Annotated in this window: 13 protein-coding genes and 1 pseudogene; 10 read left to right on the top strand and 4 right to left on the bottom strand. The window is 60.6% G+C overall.

Annotation, left to right across the window (positions count from 1 at the left end; all coding sequences use genetic code 11):
• Window positions 1-3: 3 nt before the first annotated feature.
• Both G6K99_RS23545 and G6K99_RS15405 read right to left on the bottom strand, forming a co-directional pair.
• Window positions 4-573 (bottom strand): annotated as a pseudogene (locus G6K99_RS23545) (polysaccharide biosynthesis/export family protein); the annotation flags it as partial.
• Between the two features lie 151 nt (window positions 574-724).
• Window positions 725-1,405: a sugar transferase gene (locus G6K99_RS15405; protein WP_062461596.1), complete on the bottom strand. Its 681-nt coding sequence runs from the start codon at window positions 1,403-1,405 to the stop codon at window positions 725-727.
• A gap of 742 nt (window positions 1,406-2,147) precedes the next feature.
• Here G6K99_RS15405 and G6K99_RS23430 point away from each other — a divergent pair.
• Both G6K99_RS23430 and G6K99_RS15395 read left to right on the top strand, forming a co-directional pair.
• On the top strand, window positions 2,148-2,429 hold the full coding sequence (locus tag G6K99_RS23430; RefSeq protein WP_082472025.1) for an exopolysaccharide production repressor protein: 282 nt from the start codon (window positions 2,148-2,150) through the stop codon (window positions 2,427-2,429).
• 102 nt (window positions 2,430-2,531) lie between these two features.
• On the top strand, window positions 2,532-3,563 hold the full coding sequence (locus G6K99_RS15395; RefSeq protein ID WP_174197071.1) for a glycosyltransferase family 2 protein: 1,032 nt from the start codon (window positions 2,532-2,534) through the stop codon (window positions 3,561-3,563).
• On the opposite strand, the gene G6K99_RS15390 is transcribed toward G6K99_RS15395, so the two are convergent.
• Together G6K99_RS15390 and G6K99_RS15385 are read right to left on the bottom strand one after the other, a co-directional pair.
• Window positions 3,554-4,513, bottom strand: coding sequence for a polysaccharide pyruvyl transferase family protein (locus G6K99_RS15390; RefSeq protein ID WP_174197070.1), 960 nt, complete (start codon window positions 4,511-4,513; stop codon window positions 3,554-3,556). The two genes, G6K99_RS15395 and G6K99_RS15390, sit on opposite strands and share 10 nt — an antisense overlap.
• A gap of 45 nt (window positions 4,514-4,558) precedes the next feature.
• Complete coding sequence (locus G6K99_RS15385; protein WP_062461584.1) at window positions 4,559-5,542, bottom strand: glycosyltransferase family 2 protein; 984 nt, start codon at window positions 5,540-5,542, stop codon at window positions 4,559-4,561.
• A 109-nt stretch (window positions 5,543-5,651) separates the two neighbouring features.
• Between G6K99_RS15385 and G6K99_RS15380 the strand changes: the two genes are divergently transcribed.
• The 8 genes from G6K99_RS15380 (at window position 5,652) to G6K99_RS15345 (ending at window position 14,701) form a co-directional block, all read left to right on the top strand.
• Window positions 5,652-7,136 (top strand): lipopolysaccharide biosynthesis protein, encoded by a 1,485-nt coding sequence (locus tag G6K99_RS15380; RefSeq protein WP_174197069.1) that lies wholly within the window; start codon window positions 5,652-5,654, stop codon window positions 7,134-7,136.
• Between the two features lie 389 nt (window positions 7,137-7,525).
• Window positions 7,526-8,680, top strand: coding sequence for an acyltransferase (locus G6K99_RS15375; RefSeq protein WP_244631494.1), 1,155 nt, complete (start codon window positions 7,526-7,528; stop codon window positions 8,678-8,680).
• Window positions 8,677-9,612 carry a family 16 glycosylhydrolase gene (locus G6K99_RS15370; RefSeq protein WP_180215544.1) on the top strand — a complete coding sequence of 312 codons (936 nt, stop codon included), beginning with the start codon at window positions 8,677-8,679 and terminating at the stop codon, window positions 9,610-9,612. The genes G6K99_RS15375 and G6K99_RS15370 overlap by 4 nt, the downstream gene beginning before the upstream one ends.
• Before the next feature lie 24 nt (window positions 9,613-9,636).
• Window positions 9,637-10,830 (top strand): glycosyltransferase, encoded by a 1,194-nt coding sequence (locus tag G6K99_RS15365; RefSeq protein ID WP_174197068.1) that lies wholly within the window; start codon window positions 9,637-9,639, stop codon window positions 10,828-10,830.
• Window positions 10,831-10,843: 13 nt separating this feature from the next.
• The gene (locus tag G6K99_RS15360) at window positions 10,844-11,863 is read left to right on the top strand and encodes a glycosyltransferase family 2 protein (protein ID WP_174197067.1); all 1,020 of its coding nucleotides are present in this window, start codon (window positions 10,844-10,846) and stop codon (window positions 11,861-11,863) included.
• A complete protein-coding gene (locus G6K99_RS15355; protein WP_174197066.1) occupies window positions 11,860-12,792 on the top strand; it encodes a glycosyltransferase in 933 nt (310 codons plus the stop codon). Before G6K99_RS15360 ends, G6K99_RS15355 begins: the two co-directional genes overlap by 4 nt.
• Complete coding sequence (locus G6K99_RS15350) at window positions 12,789-13,751, top strand: glycosyltransferase family 2 protein (protein WP_174197065.1); 963 nt, start codon at window positions 12,789-12,791, stop codon at window positions 13,749-13,751. Before G6K99_RS15355 ends, G6K99_RS15350 begins: the two co-directional genes overlap by 4 nt.
• A 47-nt stretch (window positions 13,752-13,798) precedes the next feature.
• Window positions 13,799-14,701 carry a UTP--glucose-1-phosphate uridylyltransferase gene (locus G6K99_RS15345; RefSeq protein WP_062461568.1) on the top strand — a complete coding sequence of 301 codons (903 nt, stop codon included), beginning with the start codon at window positions 13,799-13,801 and terminating at the stop codon, window positions 14,699-14,701.
• Window positions 14,702-14,787: the final 86 nt, after the last annotated feature.

Raw genomic sequence — 14,787 nt, 5'->3', positions numbered from 1 at the left:
CAAGCCGCCGGCAAGGCTTACCGCCTTCAGCACGGTCAGGTTCGGGGAATAGGGAAACTCTCCCGGTGTCGTGACGTCGCCGGCGAGATAGACCGGCCGGTACTGGCTGATTTCAACCGAGGCAGAGGGCAGGTTTCGAAGCGCAAATTTGTCGCGCAGCTGCTGGCCGATCAGACCGGCAACTTCGGCGGTCGTCTTTCCGGCTGCGTCGAGATCGCCGATAAACGGAAGCGACAGCGCCCCGGACGGGCCGACCGTGTATTCGCCGCCGACCACTTCCCAGTCGCGCACCGTGCCATCGGCCGGCTGCCATTCGGCCACGCGGATGCGCAGCTTGTCCATGACGCCGAGCTTATAGCCGCCGCTGGCGGGACCGCTTGCGGCAGCCGCTGCAGGGGTCTTGGGTGCCGCAGCCTTGCCAGGTGTTGCGGTTTCGGCCTCAGTGGAGGTCTGTTGTGTGGTCTTCGGGGCTTTGTCCTGCGCCAGGACTGGCGCGACTGAACTCAGCAGCAGGGCGCCGGCTGCAAAAAGGAGCGCCGGCGAACCGCTTTTCGAATGATCGTTCTTCAACATCTACGGGTCCTTCAATCGCATTCAAACGCAAATCCGTGGGAGGTCGGCTCGCGCTTGTTTCGACTGTTGAGTTCGTCTGGTGACTTGTTCTTGGTTTTTCTTGCGGCCGGTGACCGGCCAGGATTTCTCAGGCTATCAAAAGAAACTCAGATCAATAGCTGCCGCGGGCAAAGCAGACCGCAGGGATGGTCTTTGCAATGATGGCGATGTCGCGAACCAGCGACCAGTTCTGGACGTATTGCGTGTCGAAAGCGATGCGGGTCTCGTAGGACACATCGTTGCGACCGCTGATCTGCCAGAGGCCTGTGAGGCCAGGACGGGTGCGAAGGTAGTAGACGGCAAAGGCGTCATAGACTTTCAGTTCCTCGTCCACGACCGGACGCGGTCCCACCACGCTCATTTCGCCACGCACGATGTTGAGCAACTGCGGCAGCTCGTCGAGAGAGAGCTTGCGCAGGACTTTGCCAACCGAAGTCACGCGTGGGTCGTCTTTCAGCTTGCGCGTCAGACGCCATTCTTCCGCGGCATGCGGATTGTCACGCAGATAGTTGCGCAGCAATTCGTCGCCGTCGGTCGCCATGGTCCGGAACTTGAGGCATTTGAAAATGCGTCCGTTATGGCCAATACGGCTATGGCCATAAAAGGCCGGGCCCTTATCGGTGAGTTTCACCAGGGCCATGATCATCAGAAATAGCGGGCTGAACAGGATCAGCGCGCATGCAGCTGCGGTCATATCGAAGCTGCGTTTAGCGAGGCCACCGATCGGGAGGGTACCGAAGGCCTGGTCGGAGTCTACAAACGGCGAACTAGCCGAACGTGTCGCTGACTTCATAGAGGGTAACTCCATTTAGGTTTTGCGATAGTCGGTGATGCCTTTCGGCGGGTCTTTTCGTCGACAATTTGATAATAAGTCTGTGTTCGGAATTTGATGCCAGCCAATTTTTTCCGACAGCGCTGTCCCGATGCGGGTCGATGCGCGCCAAAATCCGATCAGCACTCCGTTTTTTTTACAATCGATTGAATAGCGACCCCAGGTCTACTGTTCTTTTCTGGCAACTATACCCGGAGTTAGAATAATACCCGTGCCATTAGCGTATTGGGGGGCTTCTGCGCAGGGCCAGTCCAGAGCTAAACCTGTGATTGCTTCTTTGAGCAGGGCCAGGAAGTAGCTTGCGTATAAGACCAAAGGCCTACGCATTTCGCACCGCAATACAATGATGCAGCGCAATATGGCTTCGTCGGCCCTCGTCACCTTTGTAACAAAAGTTGAACGCCGGTGACCCCGACTCTGCGACATCCAGCAGCGGAATGTTCCAGACGGCGAGCTTCACGTCCAAATTGTGGCGGAAATGCGATTGGGGGCTGTGGTACCAAGGTAAGAAACCATTCACGCTAATCGCAAGGAACTGCCAAGGCGGGGCAGGGAACCGGCAAACCTTACGAAAGTTTCATTAATACTCGGCATAGCAGATGCTGTATTGCTTGCATCCGACTACTGCCGGTCCTATCGTGACGGTGCAGGGAGGAGCCTGCGTCTAGAAGCCAAGAACTATAAGCTGCTCGGGAGGGCGATCATGTATGCGCCGCGCGTATTTATAAGTATCCTTTGCGTCCTGGTCGTTTTCGCGCTCGCGTCCTTTTTCATCAGCGGGTCCGTCTACACAGCATTTATACACACGCTCCTCTGCGCGGTTATTATCCAGGTGGGTTATTTCGTTGGCATCGTTTACCTCGTTCACCGCGAGAAGCTCGCGGGTAGCAGGGGTCGGACAGATACCGCCGTCGCTGCGCGCTCCAGAGAGGTTTCCAACCTTCCGTCCGACGTGACGTCACACCTGCCTGCCCGGGATATCTAGCCGGCGCTCTCAGTCCCATTTCGGTTTTTGTTGCAGTGCTTCCATATGGAGGCCATCTTCCTGCGTTCAGGTCCTCGCACGACGAACGATGGAGACAGTCTCATGGAGAGCGCAACGGCCCACCCCGATGTTCAGACGATTTGCGTCGTCATCGCAGCCAAGAACGCAGCAGACACGATCGCCACCGCCGTCCGGTCCGCGTTGCAGGAAGCGCTTGTCAGCGAAGTCGTCGTGGTCGATGACGGCTCGAGCGACGACACGGCCGGCGCTGCCCGCAGTGTGGATGATGGCAGCGGGCGGCTGCAGATCATCTCGCTGGAGAAGAACCAGGGCCCGTCTGCTGCGAGAAACCGGGCGATCGCCGCTTCCAGTGCGCCGCTGATCGCCATTCTCGATGCGGACGATTTCTTCTTTCCCGGACGGTTCGAGCCAATGCTGGCGCTCGGCGACTGGGACATGCTGGCCGACAACATCGCCTTCATCTCCGATCCTGCCGCCGCAGTGCCGCCCCAAAAGTTCGAATCGAGGGCGCGGACGATCTCGCTCATCGAATTCGTCGAGGGCAATATTTCCGAGCGCGGAAAGCCGCGCGGCGAGACAGGGTTTCTGAAGCCGATCATTCGTCGCTCGTTCCTCGATGCCCATCGTCTTCGGTACGACGAGGGCCTGAGGCTTGGCGAGGATTACGATCTCTATCTGCGGGCTCTGGCCAAGGGTGCGCGCTACAAGGTGATCGAGCATTGCGGCTACGGCGCCGTCGTCAGGGCCGATTCGCTCAGCAGCCGCCACCGGACCCATGACCTCAAGACGCTATACGAAGCGGATGAGGCGATCCTGTCGGATCCGCTCCTGCCGACGCAGGCAAGGGCGGTGATTACCCGTCACCGCGACCACATCCGGGAACGCTACGAGCATCGCGCCTTCCTCGATACCAAGTCGAATTCGGGGATTGTCGCGGCCGCTAGCTACATGTTCGGCCGGCCGCAGTTCCTGCCCTATGTCGCGCAGGCGATCCTGCTGGACAAGATGGAGGCAAGACGTGGCGGACCGGTTCCGGCCGCCACGCCGCATGCCATGCGCTATCTGCTTGCCGGGGTTCCGGCAGCAGCGGACCCTGCCGCCGTTCAGAAGTAGTCGCGGCGGATCTCGTCCAGAACAGCGCGAAAACGCTGCTTCTTGTCTTGGAGCATCGCATCCGGGCTGAGCTGTGGCTCGGTCCGGCTGGCCTGCCAGAGCGCCAGGATCGACGGTGCCGCAAGGACCTGCTTCGCCATGCCGCGAAGGCCTGACTGAGCAGGAGCTGTCGGCGCAGACGTCCGCGTCATCACCGACGCATCCGCGCTTGCGGGTTCGAGATGGGCCGGCTGCTGGCCGCCGCCGCCGTCGAAGCTCATTCCCCAGAACTTGGTTTTCTTGGCCACTGCCTCGGCGCGCGTCGAAACCGGCACGAAGTGCGGATTGTAGGTCGCACCGACGGACTGTGCCCAGTCGTTCCACTTGAAATTGTTGATGGATCTGGATGTGCTCACCGCAATCCACGGCACCCGGAACGCATCGGCCAGGATCGCGCCGTGCATGGATTCGGCAACAATCATCTCGGACTGGGCAATCGCCCGGATGACCGATTTCGCCTCGCCGCGCGGGTCGAGCCAGGTCAGTCCGGCGGGCTCGCAGACCGATTGCCACATGCCGAATTCCGCCGATTCCCAATGGGGAACGAAAGTCTTCTTGTGGATCTTCGGCAGGTTTTGGAATTCCGGCATATCGGGGATGAGGGCCGCGGGGTCAGTGATACCTCTGTCGAGGGGAAGACCGAGCTTCGCCGCCGTCAATGGTCCGCGCACGCAGCGCACGTCCCATTCGGGATCATTGATATCGGGTGCCTCGCCATAGCCATAGCCGCTGCCGATCACCAGTTTCTTCTGCCCGGGCGGAAGCAGGACGGGGTTGAGAACGGTACCGACGCCGACCAGCATCGTATCGGCGTGGACGTCGCGAAAGCCCGGAAGAAGATAATCCCAGAGCCACAGATTGAGGTCGTCGCCGAAATTGCCGTGGTGGGATGCCCAGTAATAAGGTTGCATGCAAGCCTCCTGATGGGAGTGAAGTCTTTGTAAAAAATGCGAAGTTTACGTCGCCGAGCGCTCGCGCGCACCCATACCGAGTTTCCCTGCGCCCAGTTCGAAGGCCGCGCGGATCAGCGCCGGATCGCGCATCACCCATTTGGCCAGCAGGCCGAATTCCGGGCTCTGGCGCCGCTTCATCCGCCCGGCCTGGCTCCACAATGCCTGCCGTCTTGCGGTGTTCTTATAACCTGCAATCGACGCGACGTCGCCCGGCCTGTTGCTGAAACGCTGTTCCAGCGTATCAAGCGCCACCCAGGTGTTGAACTGCTGGCGCAGGAATTCCGGCGACTGGTTGTCGATCGAATGGAAGATGTTGATGCCCATGCCGCGGGCAGCGCCCGGCTCGTCGCAGAGGATCGTCCGCTTCGATTTCAGGATGCAGTCGCAGAAGAACAGCACGTCTTCGGCGGCCAGTCTCAATTCGGGCTCGAAGCGGACAGCCTCGAAGACCGGACGGGACATCACCATGCAGGTGAGATGCAGAAAGCTCCAGTTGCGCAGCATGACGCTTGCCAGGTCCTGAAGCTCGATGATGAGCGGCTTTTCCGATAGCCGTGTGCCGCCTTCGGTCTTCTCCAACTGCGCCATGCCGAAGTGGTAATAGAACTCTTCGCTCGCCTGCATCGAGGCCCAGTAGCACTCGGCGCCGAAGCGGCTCATGCTCTCGAATGCGTTGGTGAGATGATCCGGAAGCCACACGTCGTCGCTGTCGAGAAGCGCCACAAAACGCGTTTCGGCGGGCACCGCGTCCAGCCCGGTATTGCGCGCCGCCCCCGGCCCGCCATTCTTTTGTTCGATGATTCGGATGCGCTCGAGCCAGGTCGGATCGGCGTCCTGAAGTTCGATTTTTGCGTTATGGGGTGACTCGTCGTCCACGACGATGATATCAAAATCCACGAAGCTCTGGCTGAAAACAGATTGCAGGGCCCGGGTAAGGATACCCGGTTCCCGTTGATAAAATGGAATAATTACGGTGAATGTCGCCATGTTTCTGCCCCTGCTTTTTTCAAGAATTGCAAACCGCTAGCCGCCTGGACGGCTTGGATTGCGGCTTCACGCTGGCTCTCAATCAGTATCCAACAATAGGAATTCGAAGATGGCCCCAACCCAAGGCGTGAAGACGATCACGACAAATGTCGGTTGGAGTGTGCTGTCAAAGACCGCCACATTCGGGCTGAAATTTGTCACTGTACCGATATTGGCAAGACTGTTGACCCCGGAAGATTTCGGAACGGTGGCTGTCGCACTCACCGTTGTACAGTTTTTGGCGATGATTGGTGGTGCCGGTTTGACGTCGGCGCTGATCGTCGATCGGGACAGTGGCATGGATACGGTGCACACCGTTTTCTGGGCCAATCTCGCGATGTCTCTGATCATGTCGGTGATCCTTTTCCTCGGCGCAAATGGCATCGGCAGCTGGATGGGTGCGGCCCAGAGCGCCGATCTCCTGCGTATCATGGCCTTTCTCATTCCGCTGCAACTGACGGCCGATGTCGCCTATTCGCTGCTCGCCCGCGAGATGAATTTCAGCAAGGACGCGATCCTCAGCACGGTGTCGGAAACCACGGCGGCGCTGGTCGCCTTGGCGCTTGCCTTCATGGGGTTCGGCATCTGGGCGCTGGTCGTGCAACTGTTTTCCTCGGCGGTGATCCGGCTTGTCGGCCTCTACTCGATCACGCGCTACGTGCCGCGTTTTGTCATCAAGCCGGATCGGATGGGGCCGCTGGTGCGCTATTCTTCAGGGCTGATGGGGTCCGAGATCGCCAATTTCGTGACTTTCCAGGCGCCAATGGTGGTGATCGCGCGTATGTTGACGCTTGCCGATGCGGGTGCCTATTCGGCCGCCAACCGGTTTGCCAGCATTCCGAATCAGGTCGTGCTGTCGGCGGTAATGGGCGTGCTGTTCCCCGCCTTCAGCCTGATGGGCGACGACCGCAAGCGCCGCACCGACGCCCTGATGCTGTCCACTCAGGTAATGACGGTGGTGCTGGCGCCGGCCATGTTCGGGCTGTGGGCGGTGGCGGAACCGGCCATGCTGGTGCTGTTCGGGCCGCAATGGGCCTATGCCTGGCCGGTGCTTGGCCTGCTCGCGCTGTCGAAGGCGATCGTAACGCCCTGCAGCACGTTCATCCCCTATCTGAAGGGCACGGGCCAAAGCCGGGTTCTGTTCTGGTCGGCGGTGCTGCGCGCCATTGCAACGACACTCGCCATCATCCTCGGTGCCACCTATGGCAGCCTTGTCGATGCCATGGTAGCGCTTTGCGTCGTCAACGCCATCACGCTGGTCGGTTATTCCTGGGCCGTGTTCCGGGTCGACGGCATTCCGTTCTTTTGGGGTCTGATGACCAGCAGCCGGTCGATGCTCACCTCGCTCGTCATGGGCGTTGGGGTCCGGTTGACCCTTTCCACCTTCGAAGCACAGCTCACCAGTCCCTATCTCCAGCTCCTCGTTGGCGCTGTCGTGGGCGGCGTGCTCTACGGCGCCATGTTCCTCGTGACCGAAAGGGCGCTCGTCAAAAAAATAATTGGCATGGTCAAGCGCCGTCGTGGCGGTGCGGTTGCGGAGGCGCCGCCCGCATGACCGAGGGCAACCTTGCCTCACCGTCGCAACGCATTTTCGCCTCAATCGCGCCGCAATTCGTGTTCGATGCGAATCGATTTGATTGAGGGTCGCCTGAGACGTCAATAATTTTCACGACAAAGTTATTTTTTTCGCCGTTGTGCACTGCAGCATGAAATATCGCGGATCCCCCCGGAAACCATAGTGTTTCAGTACTCGCGAAAGTAGAATTTTCTGATGGAACGGGTAACGTGATGCCGCTGAGGGCAGGGCGCATCCAGGCTTTTCGCCGCGCCGCCACATTTTGTGCCAAACTGCACCTGATCCTTGGCACTCGATAATGCGGGCTCAAAGTCTGCTCTGATTGAAACGGTGGTGACGGGAGGCGCCGCCCAAAAAGGGTAGTTCGTTTGACTGTTGATCAAACCATTTCCTCCCGTATCAATTTGATGCGCATCCTTCTGATCTCGGGCATCGTGTTCGTCCACGTCCCGTTCGATCCGCAGACCAGCCCGTTCCTCGGCCAGAACGGTTTCTTCGATTGGCTCCGCGTGTTTTTTGGCGACAGCCTGTTTCGTATCGGCGTGCCGTGCCTCAGCGCGATTTCCGGCTATCTGCTGTTTCGCCGTGGCTGGGATGCTTTCGACTACGGCAAGGTGATGCAATCCAAGGCGCGAACCGTGCTTGTGCCGTTCCTGTTGTGGAACCTCGGCCTGTTCGCCGTCGTCCTTCTGGTGCAGCGCGCCGGCATGGGCATCGGGTATTTCCCGGACCTGTGGAATGCATCCTCCCGTGAACTGGCGAACTATGCGTTTGCGAGCGAGAATTTTCCCGTCGACATCCCGCTCTATTTCCTGCGTGACCTTGTCGTCTGCATCGCCCTGTCGCCAATCCTTGCCTTCTTCGTGCGCAAGGCTGCGGTGCCGACGCTGGTCATCCTGTTCGTGGTGGCGATCCTGCCGGATCTCACGCTCTTCATCGTTTTGAAGAAGTCGATCCTGTTCTCCTTTACCTTCGGCATCTTCCTCGCGTTGAACCGGATCGATCTCTCGGCGCTCGACCGTTTCGCCGTTCCCGGAACGGCGCTGGTTGTAGCCGCCGCCGTCCTGTTGTCGATCGCGCTTTATCAGACGGGACCGGACTATTCCTGGTCGCTCGAGCTTCTGCGCAACGCGCTGTCGATTATCGGTGCCGGTGGATTCTGGCTGATGTCGGCACTTGCTATCCGCTCGACGCTCGGCAAACGGCTGGCCGCCACCGGCAGCCTCAGCTTCTGGATCTTCTGCGCCCATTACCCGCTGCTCGTGGTGATGTGGATGGTCTGGAACCGCATTGCGGGCGATCAGCTTTACCCGCTGTTCTATGTCGGCGCGATTTCCTCGGCCTTCGTGATCCTGGTGATTTCGAATGCGCTGGTGTCGCGCCTTATGCCCGGCCTTTACCAGACGCTGACGGGCAGTCGCGGCCGCAAGGCAAAGCTTGCGCAGACACAGAACTCCAATTCGTCCGGGCATTCCGCGCATGGCCGCGAGCCCGCCCTGACCCACAGAAGAGGTGAAACATGACGGCACCAGCCAGACAGATTCGACCCGCTTTCCGAGCCGCTGCAACGGCAATCGCCGCGTTGACGGTACTCGCCTGCGCTCCAGCTTTTGCCCAGGCGCCTCCCGCACCGGCCCCCCAAGCACAGGCCCCTCAACCTCCGGCGCCTCCCGGGCCAACCCCTAATGCCCCGGATCAGGCAGGCAACAAGCATCCCGGTGGCAAACCCCATCCGGGTGGCAAGCCGCAGCCGGATGCCAAGGGCACGTCCTTCGTCGAGAATTTCGATCGGCTCGACCGGTCGTTCTGGTTCGTTTCGAACGGCTGGAACAACGGCGCCCATCAGAACTGCACCTGGTCGCAGCGCCAGGTCACGACGGATGGCGGCAATCTCAAGCTCACCTTCGAGGAGCGCCAGAACAAGGACCGCAAAAACGTCTGCGGCGAGATCCAGACCCGCGCCCGCTTCGGTTACGGTACCTATGAGGCGCGCTACAAGTCGGCGACCGGTCCTGGCCTCAACTCAGCCTTCTTCACCTATATCGGCCCGACCGACAAAAAGCCGTGGGACGAGATCGACTTCGAGGTGCTCGGCAAGAATGTCGATCAGGTTCAGCTCAACCAGTATATCAATGGCAAGGGCAAGAACGAGAAGATCGTTCCCGTCGCCGGTGGCGCCGACAAGGGCTTCAACGACTACGCCTTCATCTGGGAGCCGGAGCGGTTGCGCTACTTCCTCAACGGCAAGCTCGTGCAGGAAGTCACCGACCCGTCGAAGATCCCGCAGAACGCCCAGAAGATCTTTCTGAGCCTGTGGGGCAGTGATACGCTGAAATCCTGGATGGGCCCGTTCGCCTATTCCGGCCCCACCACGATGGAAGTCGATCGCATCGCCTATACGGCGCTCGGCGAAGACTGTGCTTTCCCGCAATCCGTGCTTTGCACGCTCAACTGATCTTTCGACACGGAGTTGAATGACTTGACACTGCAGGTTCTCTATCTGGCCCATGATCTTGCCGACCCGGCCATTCGCCGGCGGGTGCTGACGTTGAAGACCGGCGGCGCCAGCGTCACGGTCGCAGGCTTCAGGCGTGCGGGAAACCTGCTGGGCCAGGAAGACGGCGTGCGTTCCATCGATCTCGGTTCAACGCAGGACGGACAGTTCAGCCAGCGCATCAAGGCCGTGATTGCTGCCCGGATGCAGCTGCAGAAGAGGCTTGTCGGCGTTCCGATGCCGGATGTCATCATCGCCCGCAATCTGGAAATGCTGGTTCTCGCCGAGGGGGCAGCGTCCTTGTTCGGCGGCGACGTGCCCGTCGTCTACGAATGTCTCGATATTCACCGCCTGCTGCTCGATGAGGGTGTGAAGGGGCGGGTGCTGCGTGCCGTGCAGCGGCATTTCGCAAAGTCGGCCCGGCTGCTGATCACCAGCTCGCCGGCCTTTGTCGAAAACTTCTTCAAGCCGAAATCCGGGCTCGATCTTCCGGTCCTTCTGCTCGAGAACAAGGTTCTGCAGCTGGGCGAAGCGTCCGTCGCAAAGCCGCAACCGCGTCTGCCCAAGCAGGGTGAGCCCTGGAAGATCGGCTGGTTCGGTGCGATCCGCTGCCGCAAGTCGCTCGATATCCTGACGGCCTTCGCCGAAAAGATGAACGGCGGGGTCGAGGTCATCATCCGCGGACGGCCGGCCTATAGCGAGTTTGCCGATTTCGACGCGCAGGTGAAGAACGCGCCGTTCGTGCGTTTCGAGGGTCCCTACCGCAATCCGGAGGATCTGGCGGAGATCTACAACGAGGTGCAGTTCACCTGGGCGATCGATTTCTTCGAGGAAGGGCTGAACTCCGAGTGGCTTTTGCCGAACCGTCTCTATGAAGGCGGGCTGCATGGCGCGGTTCCGATCGCGCTTGCGCGCACCGAGACCGGCCGCTTTGTGGCTAAGCGCGATATCGGCATCCTTCTCGACAACGCGACGCCTACCGATCTGGAAACCCTGTTCTCGGGCATGACCGACGCACTCTACCTCGATCGGTTCGCCCGGCTTGCGGCCGTCGATCGCAGCCAGTGGGTTACTGATGCAGACGATTGCCGCGCGCTGGTCGACAGGCTTGCGGGCCTCAATCGCAATATTTCGCTGGCCGTACCGTCGGTACCGGCCGTTTCAACCGTGCAGTCGTGAGGTGAGATAGGTCATGCGTGTGCCTTCGAATGCCGATGTTTCCCATGGCGACCTGTCCTTGATCCGGACACTGATCGTCGTTCCGTGCCTTGATGAGGCAAAGACCATCGAGCCGCTGCTGCGCAAGCTCGATCAGCAGCGTAGCTCGGCCAGCGACATGATCGTCGTTGCCGATGGCGGCAGCAAGGACGGCACGCAGGAGATCGTCCTTCGCGTCGCTCAGGAACTGCCGAACGTGGCGCTGATGCACAATGCCAAGCGCATCCAGAGTGCGGCGATCAATCTCGCCGTCCAGCGCTTCGGCGCGGAGTTCGAATATCTGATCCGCATCGACGCGCATGGCGATTATCCCGACGATTATTGCCGGACGCTTCTGCAGGAAGCGGTGTCGCTTGAGGCGGATTCCATCGTGGTCGGCATGGAAACGGTCGGCTTTGGCCTGTTCCAGCGGGCAACGGCTGCGGCGCAAAACTCCAAGCTCGGCAATGGCGGCTCCAAGCACCGGGCCGGCGGCGGCGGCGAGTGGGTCGATCACGGCCACCACGCCCTGATGCGCATCTTCGCGTTTCAGGCTGTCGGCGGCTACGACGAGAGCTTCAGCCATAACGAGGATGCGGAACTGGATTTCCGCCTTCGCCAATCCGGCTTTCGCATCTGGATGACCGGCAAGACCTACATGACCTATTATCCGCGTTCCACCGCGTCGGCGCTGTTCCGGCAGTATCTCGGCTATGGCCGCGGCCGGGCGAAGAACCTTTTGAAGCATCGGTCGATCCCCAAGATCCGCCAGGCCATTCCGTTGGCGGTCGCACCTGTTGTGATCGGCGCGGTGCTGGCGGTCCTCTACTGGTGGGCGGCCATTCCGCTGGTTGTCTGGGCGGTCGCCTGCCTCGGCTATGGCGTCTGGATGGCTGTGGGCCAAAATAACCCGCTCGGCCCGCTTGCTGCGGTGTCGGCGATGATCATGCATTTCGCCTGGTCGGCAGGTTTCTGGCTGGAACTGATCGGCATCAAATCGAGGAGGCGTGCATGATCGTGGCTGGCAGCGGCAAGCTCCGCATCGATATCGGCATCTGCACCTATCGGCGCCCGGAACTGGAGGTCACGTTGCGGTCGCTGTTCGCGCTCGACGTGCCTGAACACACGCAGGTCCGGCTGATCGTCGCCGACAATGACGCGGAGCCGAGTGCGCAAGCGCTGGTGGAGCGGCTGAAAGCCGTCTCGCCCTTCGAAATTCAGTATGTTCACTGCCCGAAATCGAACATCTCGATTGCGCGCAATGCCTGCCTTGCTGCCTGCCAGGCCGATTATCTCGCGTTTATTGACGACGACGAAACGGCCGGTCCTGGATGGCTTGCAGCGCTTGTCGATCGCGCCGAAGCGACGTCCGCCGATGCTGTCCTCGGCCCCGTCCGCGCCATCTATCCGGATGATGTTCCGGCCTGGATGCGCAGCGGTGATTTCCACTCCACCAATCCCGTCTGGGTCGATGGCCGTATCATCACAGGCTATACCTGCAACGTGCTTCTCGACATGCGCTCGCCGAAGCTTGCGGCCCGCAAGTTCGCGCTGTCGCTCGGCCAGAGCGGTGGCGAGGACACGCACTATTTCACCCAGCTGACCGATGCCGGCGGACAAATCGAGTTTGCCCGTGACGCTCTGCTGGAAGAGCCGGTGCCACAGAAGCGCGCCAGCTTCTCGTGGCTTGCCAAGCGCCGCTTCCGCTCCGGCCAGACCCATGGCCGCATCGTTGCGGCAAAGAGTGCCGGTCTGTCGCGGATCAAGAAGGCCGCAATCGCTGCGATGAAATTTGGCTATTGCGCCGTAGTCACCGTCGCAACTGTCGCAATTCCGGTCACACGCACGCGCTATGCTCTCCGGGCAGCGCTCCACGCCGGGTCTGTGATGGGGACGCTCGGCATGCGCGAGATCCGCCAGTACGGCATGGTGGAGGCCACATGACTTCCGTTGTCCCAGTGCCCGATGTCAGCTTCGTCATCGCCGCCTACAATGCTGAGGAGACGCTGGAGAGGGCGATCGATAGTGCGCTTGCTCAGGTCGACGTGTCCCTGGAAGTGATCGTCGTCGACGACTGCTCAAGCGACGGCACCCGCGAGCTTGCGCTTCGCTGCCGCGATCGCGATGATCGCGTCAAGCTCATCGTCCAGCCCGTCAATGGCGGACCGGCTGCCGCGCGCAATGCGGGTTTCGATGCGGCAACCGGCCGCTGGATCGCCGTGCTCGATGCCGACGACACGATCCATCCGCAGCGCCTGAAGCGGATGATCGCACGCGCCGAGGCGATGGATGCACGGATCGTGGTCGACAATATCGACGTCGTCCCGCTCGAAGGCGGCCAGCCGACGGCGATGTTTTCGCGCTCCGATCTGGAAGCGCGGAACACGCTTGAGCTCGCCGATTTCATCGAATCCAACATCATCTTCGAAAGCACGTTCAATTTCGGTTACATGAAGCCGATTTTCCGCCGCGATTTCCTCAATCAGCACGGCTTGCGCTTTGATGAGAACCTGCGGATCGGCGAGGATTACATCCTGCTTGCATCTGCGATCGCGAGCGGCGGCGTCTGCGCCATCGAGCCCGAGGCCGGTTACGTCTACCATCTGCGCCACGGTTCGATCTCGCGGGTGCTCAAACCCGAACATCTCACGGCGATGCTTGCCGGCGACGAGAAGTTCCTTAAGCGCTTCTCTCTCGAGCCGCGGGCAATGACCGCCCAGCGCCGCCGCACGCAGAGCATTCGCGAAGCGGCCTCCTTCCTCACACTCGTCGACGAGATCAAGAAACGATCATTCGGCGGGATTCTGAAAACGGCAATCGACAACCCGCGGGCGCTCAAGCACCTGCGCATGCCGATTGCCGTCCGTATGCGCCGGTTCGCAAGAGCTGCCGGCGTTTCTTGACAATCCGATCGACGGGGCGGGGGCGTCCCGGAAAGGACAACGACACTATGGAAATGAGACCTGTTCGCAAGGCGGTCATTCCGGTTGCAGGCAATGGAACACGGTTCCTGCCGGCCACCAAGGCAATGCCAAAGGAAATGCTGACGATCGTCGACAGGCCCGTCGTGCAGTATGCGGTGGATGAGGCCATGCAGGCCGGCATCGAGCACATCATCTTCGTGACCAGCCGCAACAAGACTGCGATCGAAGACTATTTCGACAGCAATCCCGAACTGATCGCCAGCCTCACCCGCGCCGGCAAGACCGTTCAGGTGACCCAGCTCGAAAAGATGCTGCCGCTCGCCGGCACCGTCAGCTACACCCGCCAGCAGGTTCCGCTCGGTCTCGGTCACGCCGTCTGGTGCGCCCGCGAACTGGTGGGCAACGAGCCCTTCGCGCTGCTTTTGCCGGATATGGTGTCCTACGGCGCCCGCGGCTGCATGGCAGGCCTCGTTGATCTCTATGAGGAAGTCGGCGGCAACGTCTTCGGCGTCGAGCAGTGCGCGCCCGAGGAGACGTCCAGCTACGGCGTCGTCGCGATCGGCGAAAGCAAGCAGCACGGCTTCGAAGTGACCGGCATGGTCGAAAAGCCGGCACCGGCCGATGCACCGTCGAACTATTACCTTAATGGTCGCTATATCCTGCAGCCGCAGATCTTCGAACTGCTGGAAAGCCAGGAACGCGGAGCCGGCAACGAGATCCAGCTGACCGACAGCATGCAGAAACTGCTGCAGAAGCAGCCGTTCCACGCACAGCCCTATACCGGACGGACCTTCGACTGCGGTTCCAAGCGCGGTTTCATCGAAGCCAATGTGGCCTTCGCGATGTTGCGGAGCGATATGGGCGAGGAGATCTATCACTCCGTCAAGGAGCTTCTCGCCAACCACGAATCGAAGGTTAAGGCGGCTTAAGGGCCGCTCCAACGTCGCAGTCAGACCAAAGCCCGAGGAACGGCAGTCCATTTCTGCCGTTCCTCTCGACAATTCCGGAAAGCGGA

Source organism: Neorhizobium sp. AL 9.2.2, assembly GCF_013317225.1.
Classification (GTDB): Bacteria; Pseudomonadota; Alphaproteobacteria; order Rhizobiales; family Rhizobiaceae; genus Neorhizobium; species Neorhizobium soli.
This window is presented reverse-complemented; position numbering and strand designations above follow the sequence as displayed.

Excerpts from the sequence above, each read along its gene's own strand:
- G6K99_RS15380 (WP_174197069.1), top strand. The coding sequence starts at position 5,652 with ATGGCCCCAACCCAAGGCGTGAAGACGATCACGACAAATGTCGGTTGG.
- G6K99_RS15370 (WP_180215544.1), top strand. The coding sequence starts at position 8,677 with ATGACGGCACCAGCCAGACAGATTCGACCCGCTTTCCGAGCCGCTGCA.
- G6K99_RS15350 (WP_174197065.1), top strand. The coding sequence starts at position 12,789 with ATGACTTCCGTTGTCCCAGTGCCCGATGTCAGCTTCGTCATCGCCGCC.
- G6K99_RS15360 (WP_174197067.1), top strand. The coding sequence starts at position 10,844 with ATGCGTGTGCCTTCGAATGCCGATGTTTCCCATGGCGACCTGTCCTTG.
- G6K99_RS15395 (WP_174197071.1), top strand. The coding sequence starts at position 2,532 with ATGGAGAGCGCAACGGCCCACCCCGATGTTCAGACGATTTGCGTCGTC.
- G6K99_RS15355 (WP_174197066.1), top strand. The coding sequence starts at position 11,860 with ATGATCGTGGCTGGCAGCGGCAAGCTCCGCATCGATATCGGCATCTGC.
- G6K99_RS23430 (WP_082472025.1), top strand. The coding sequence starts at position 2,148 with ATGTATGCGCCGCGCGTATTTATAAGTATCCTTTGCGTCCTGGTCGTT.
- G6K99_RS15345 (WP_062461568.1), top strand. The coding sequence starts at position 13,799 with ATGGAAATGAGACCTGTTCGCAAGGCGGTCATTCCGGTTGCAGGCAAT.
- G6K99_RS15390 (WP_174197070.1), bottom strand. The coding sequence starts at position 4,513 with ATGCAACCTTATTACTGGGCATCCCACCACGGCAATTTCGGCGACGAC.
- G6K99_RS15405 (WP_062461596.1), bottom strand. The coding sequence starts at position 1,405 with ATGAAGTCAGCGACACGTTCGGCTAGTTCGCCGTTTGTAGACTCCGAC.
- G6K99_RS15385 (WP_062461584.1), bottom strand. The coding sequence starts at position 5,542 with ATGGCGACATTCACCGTAATTATTCCATTTTATCAACGGGAACCGGGT.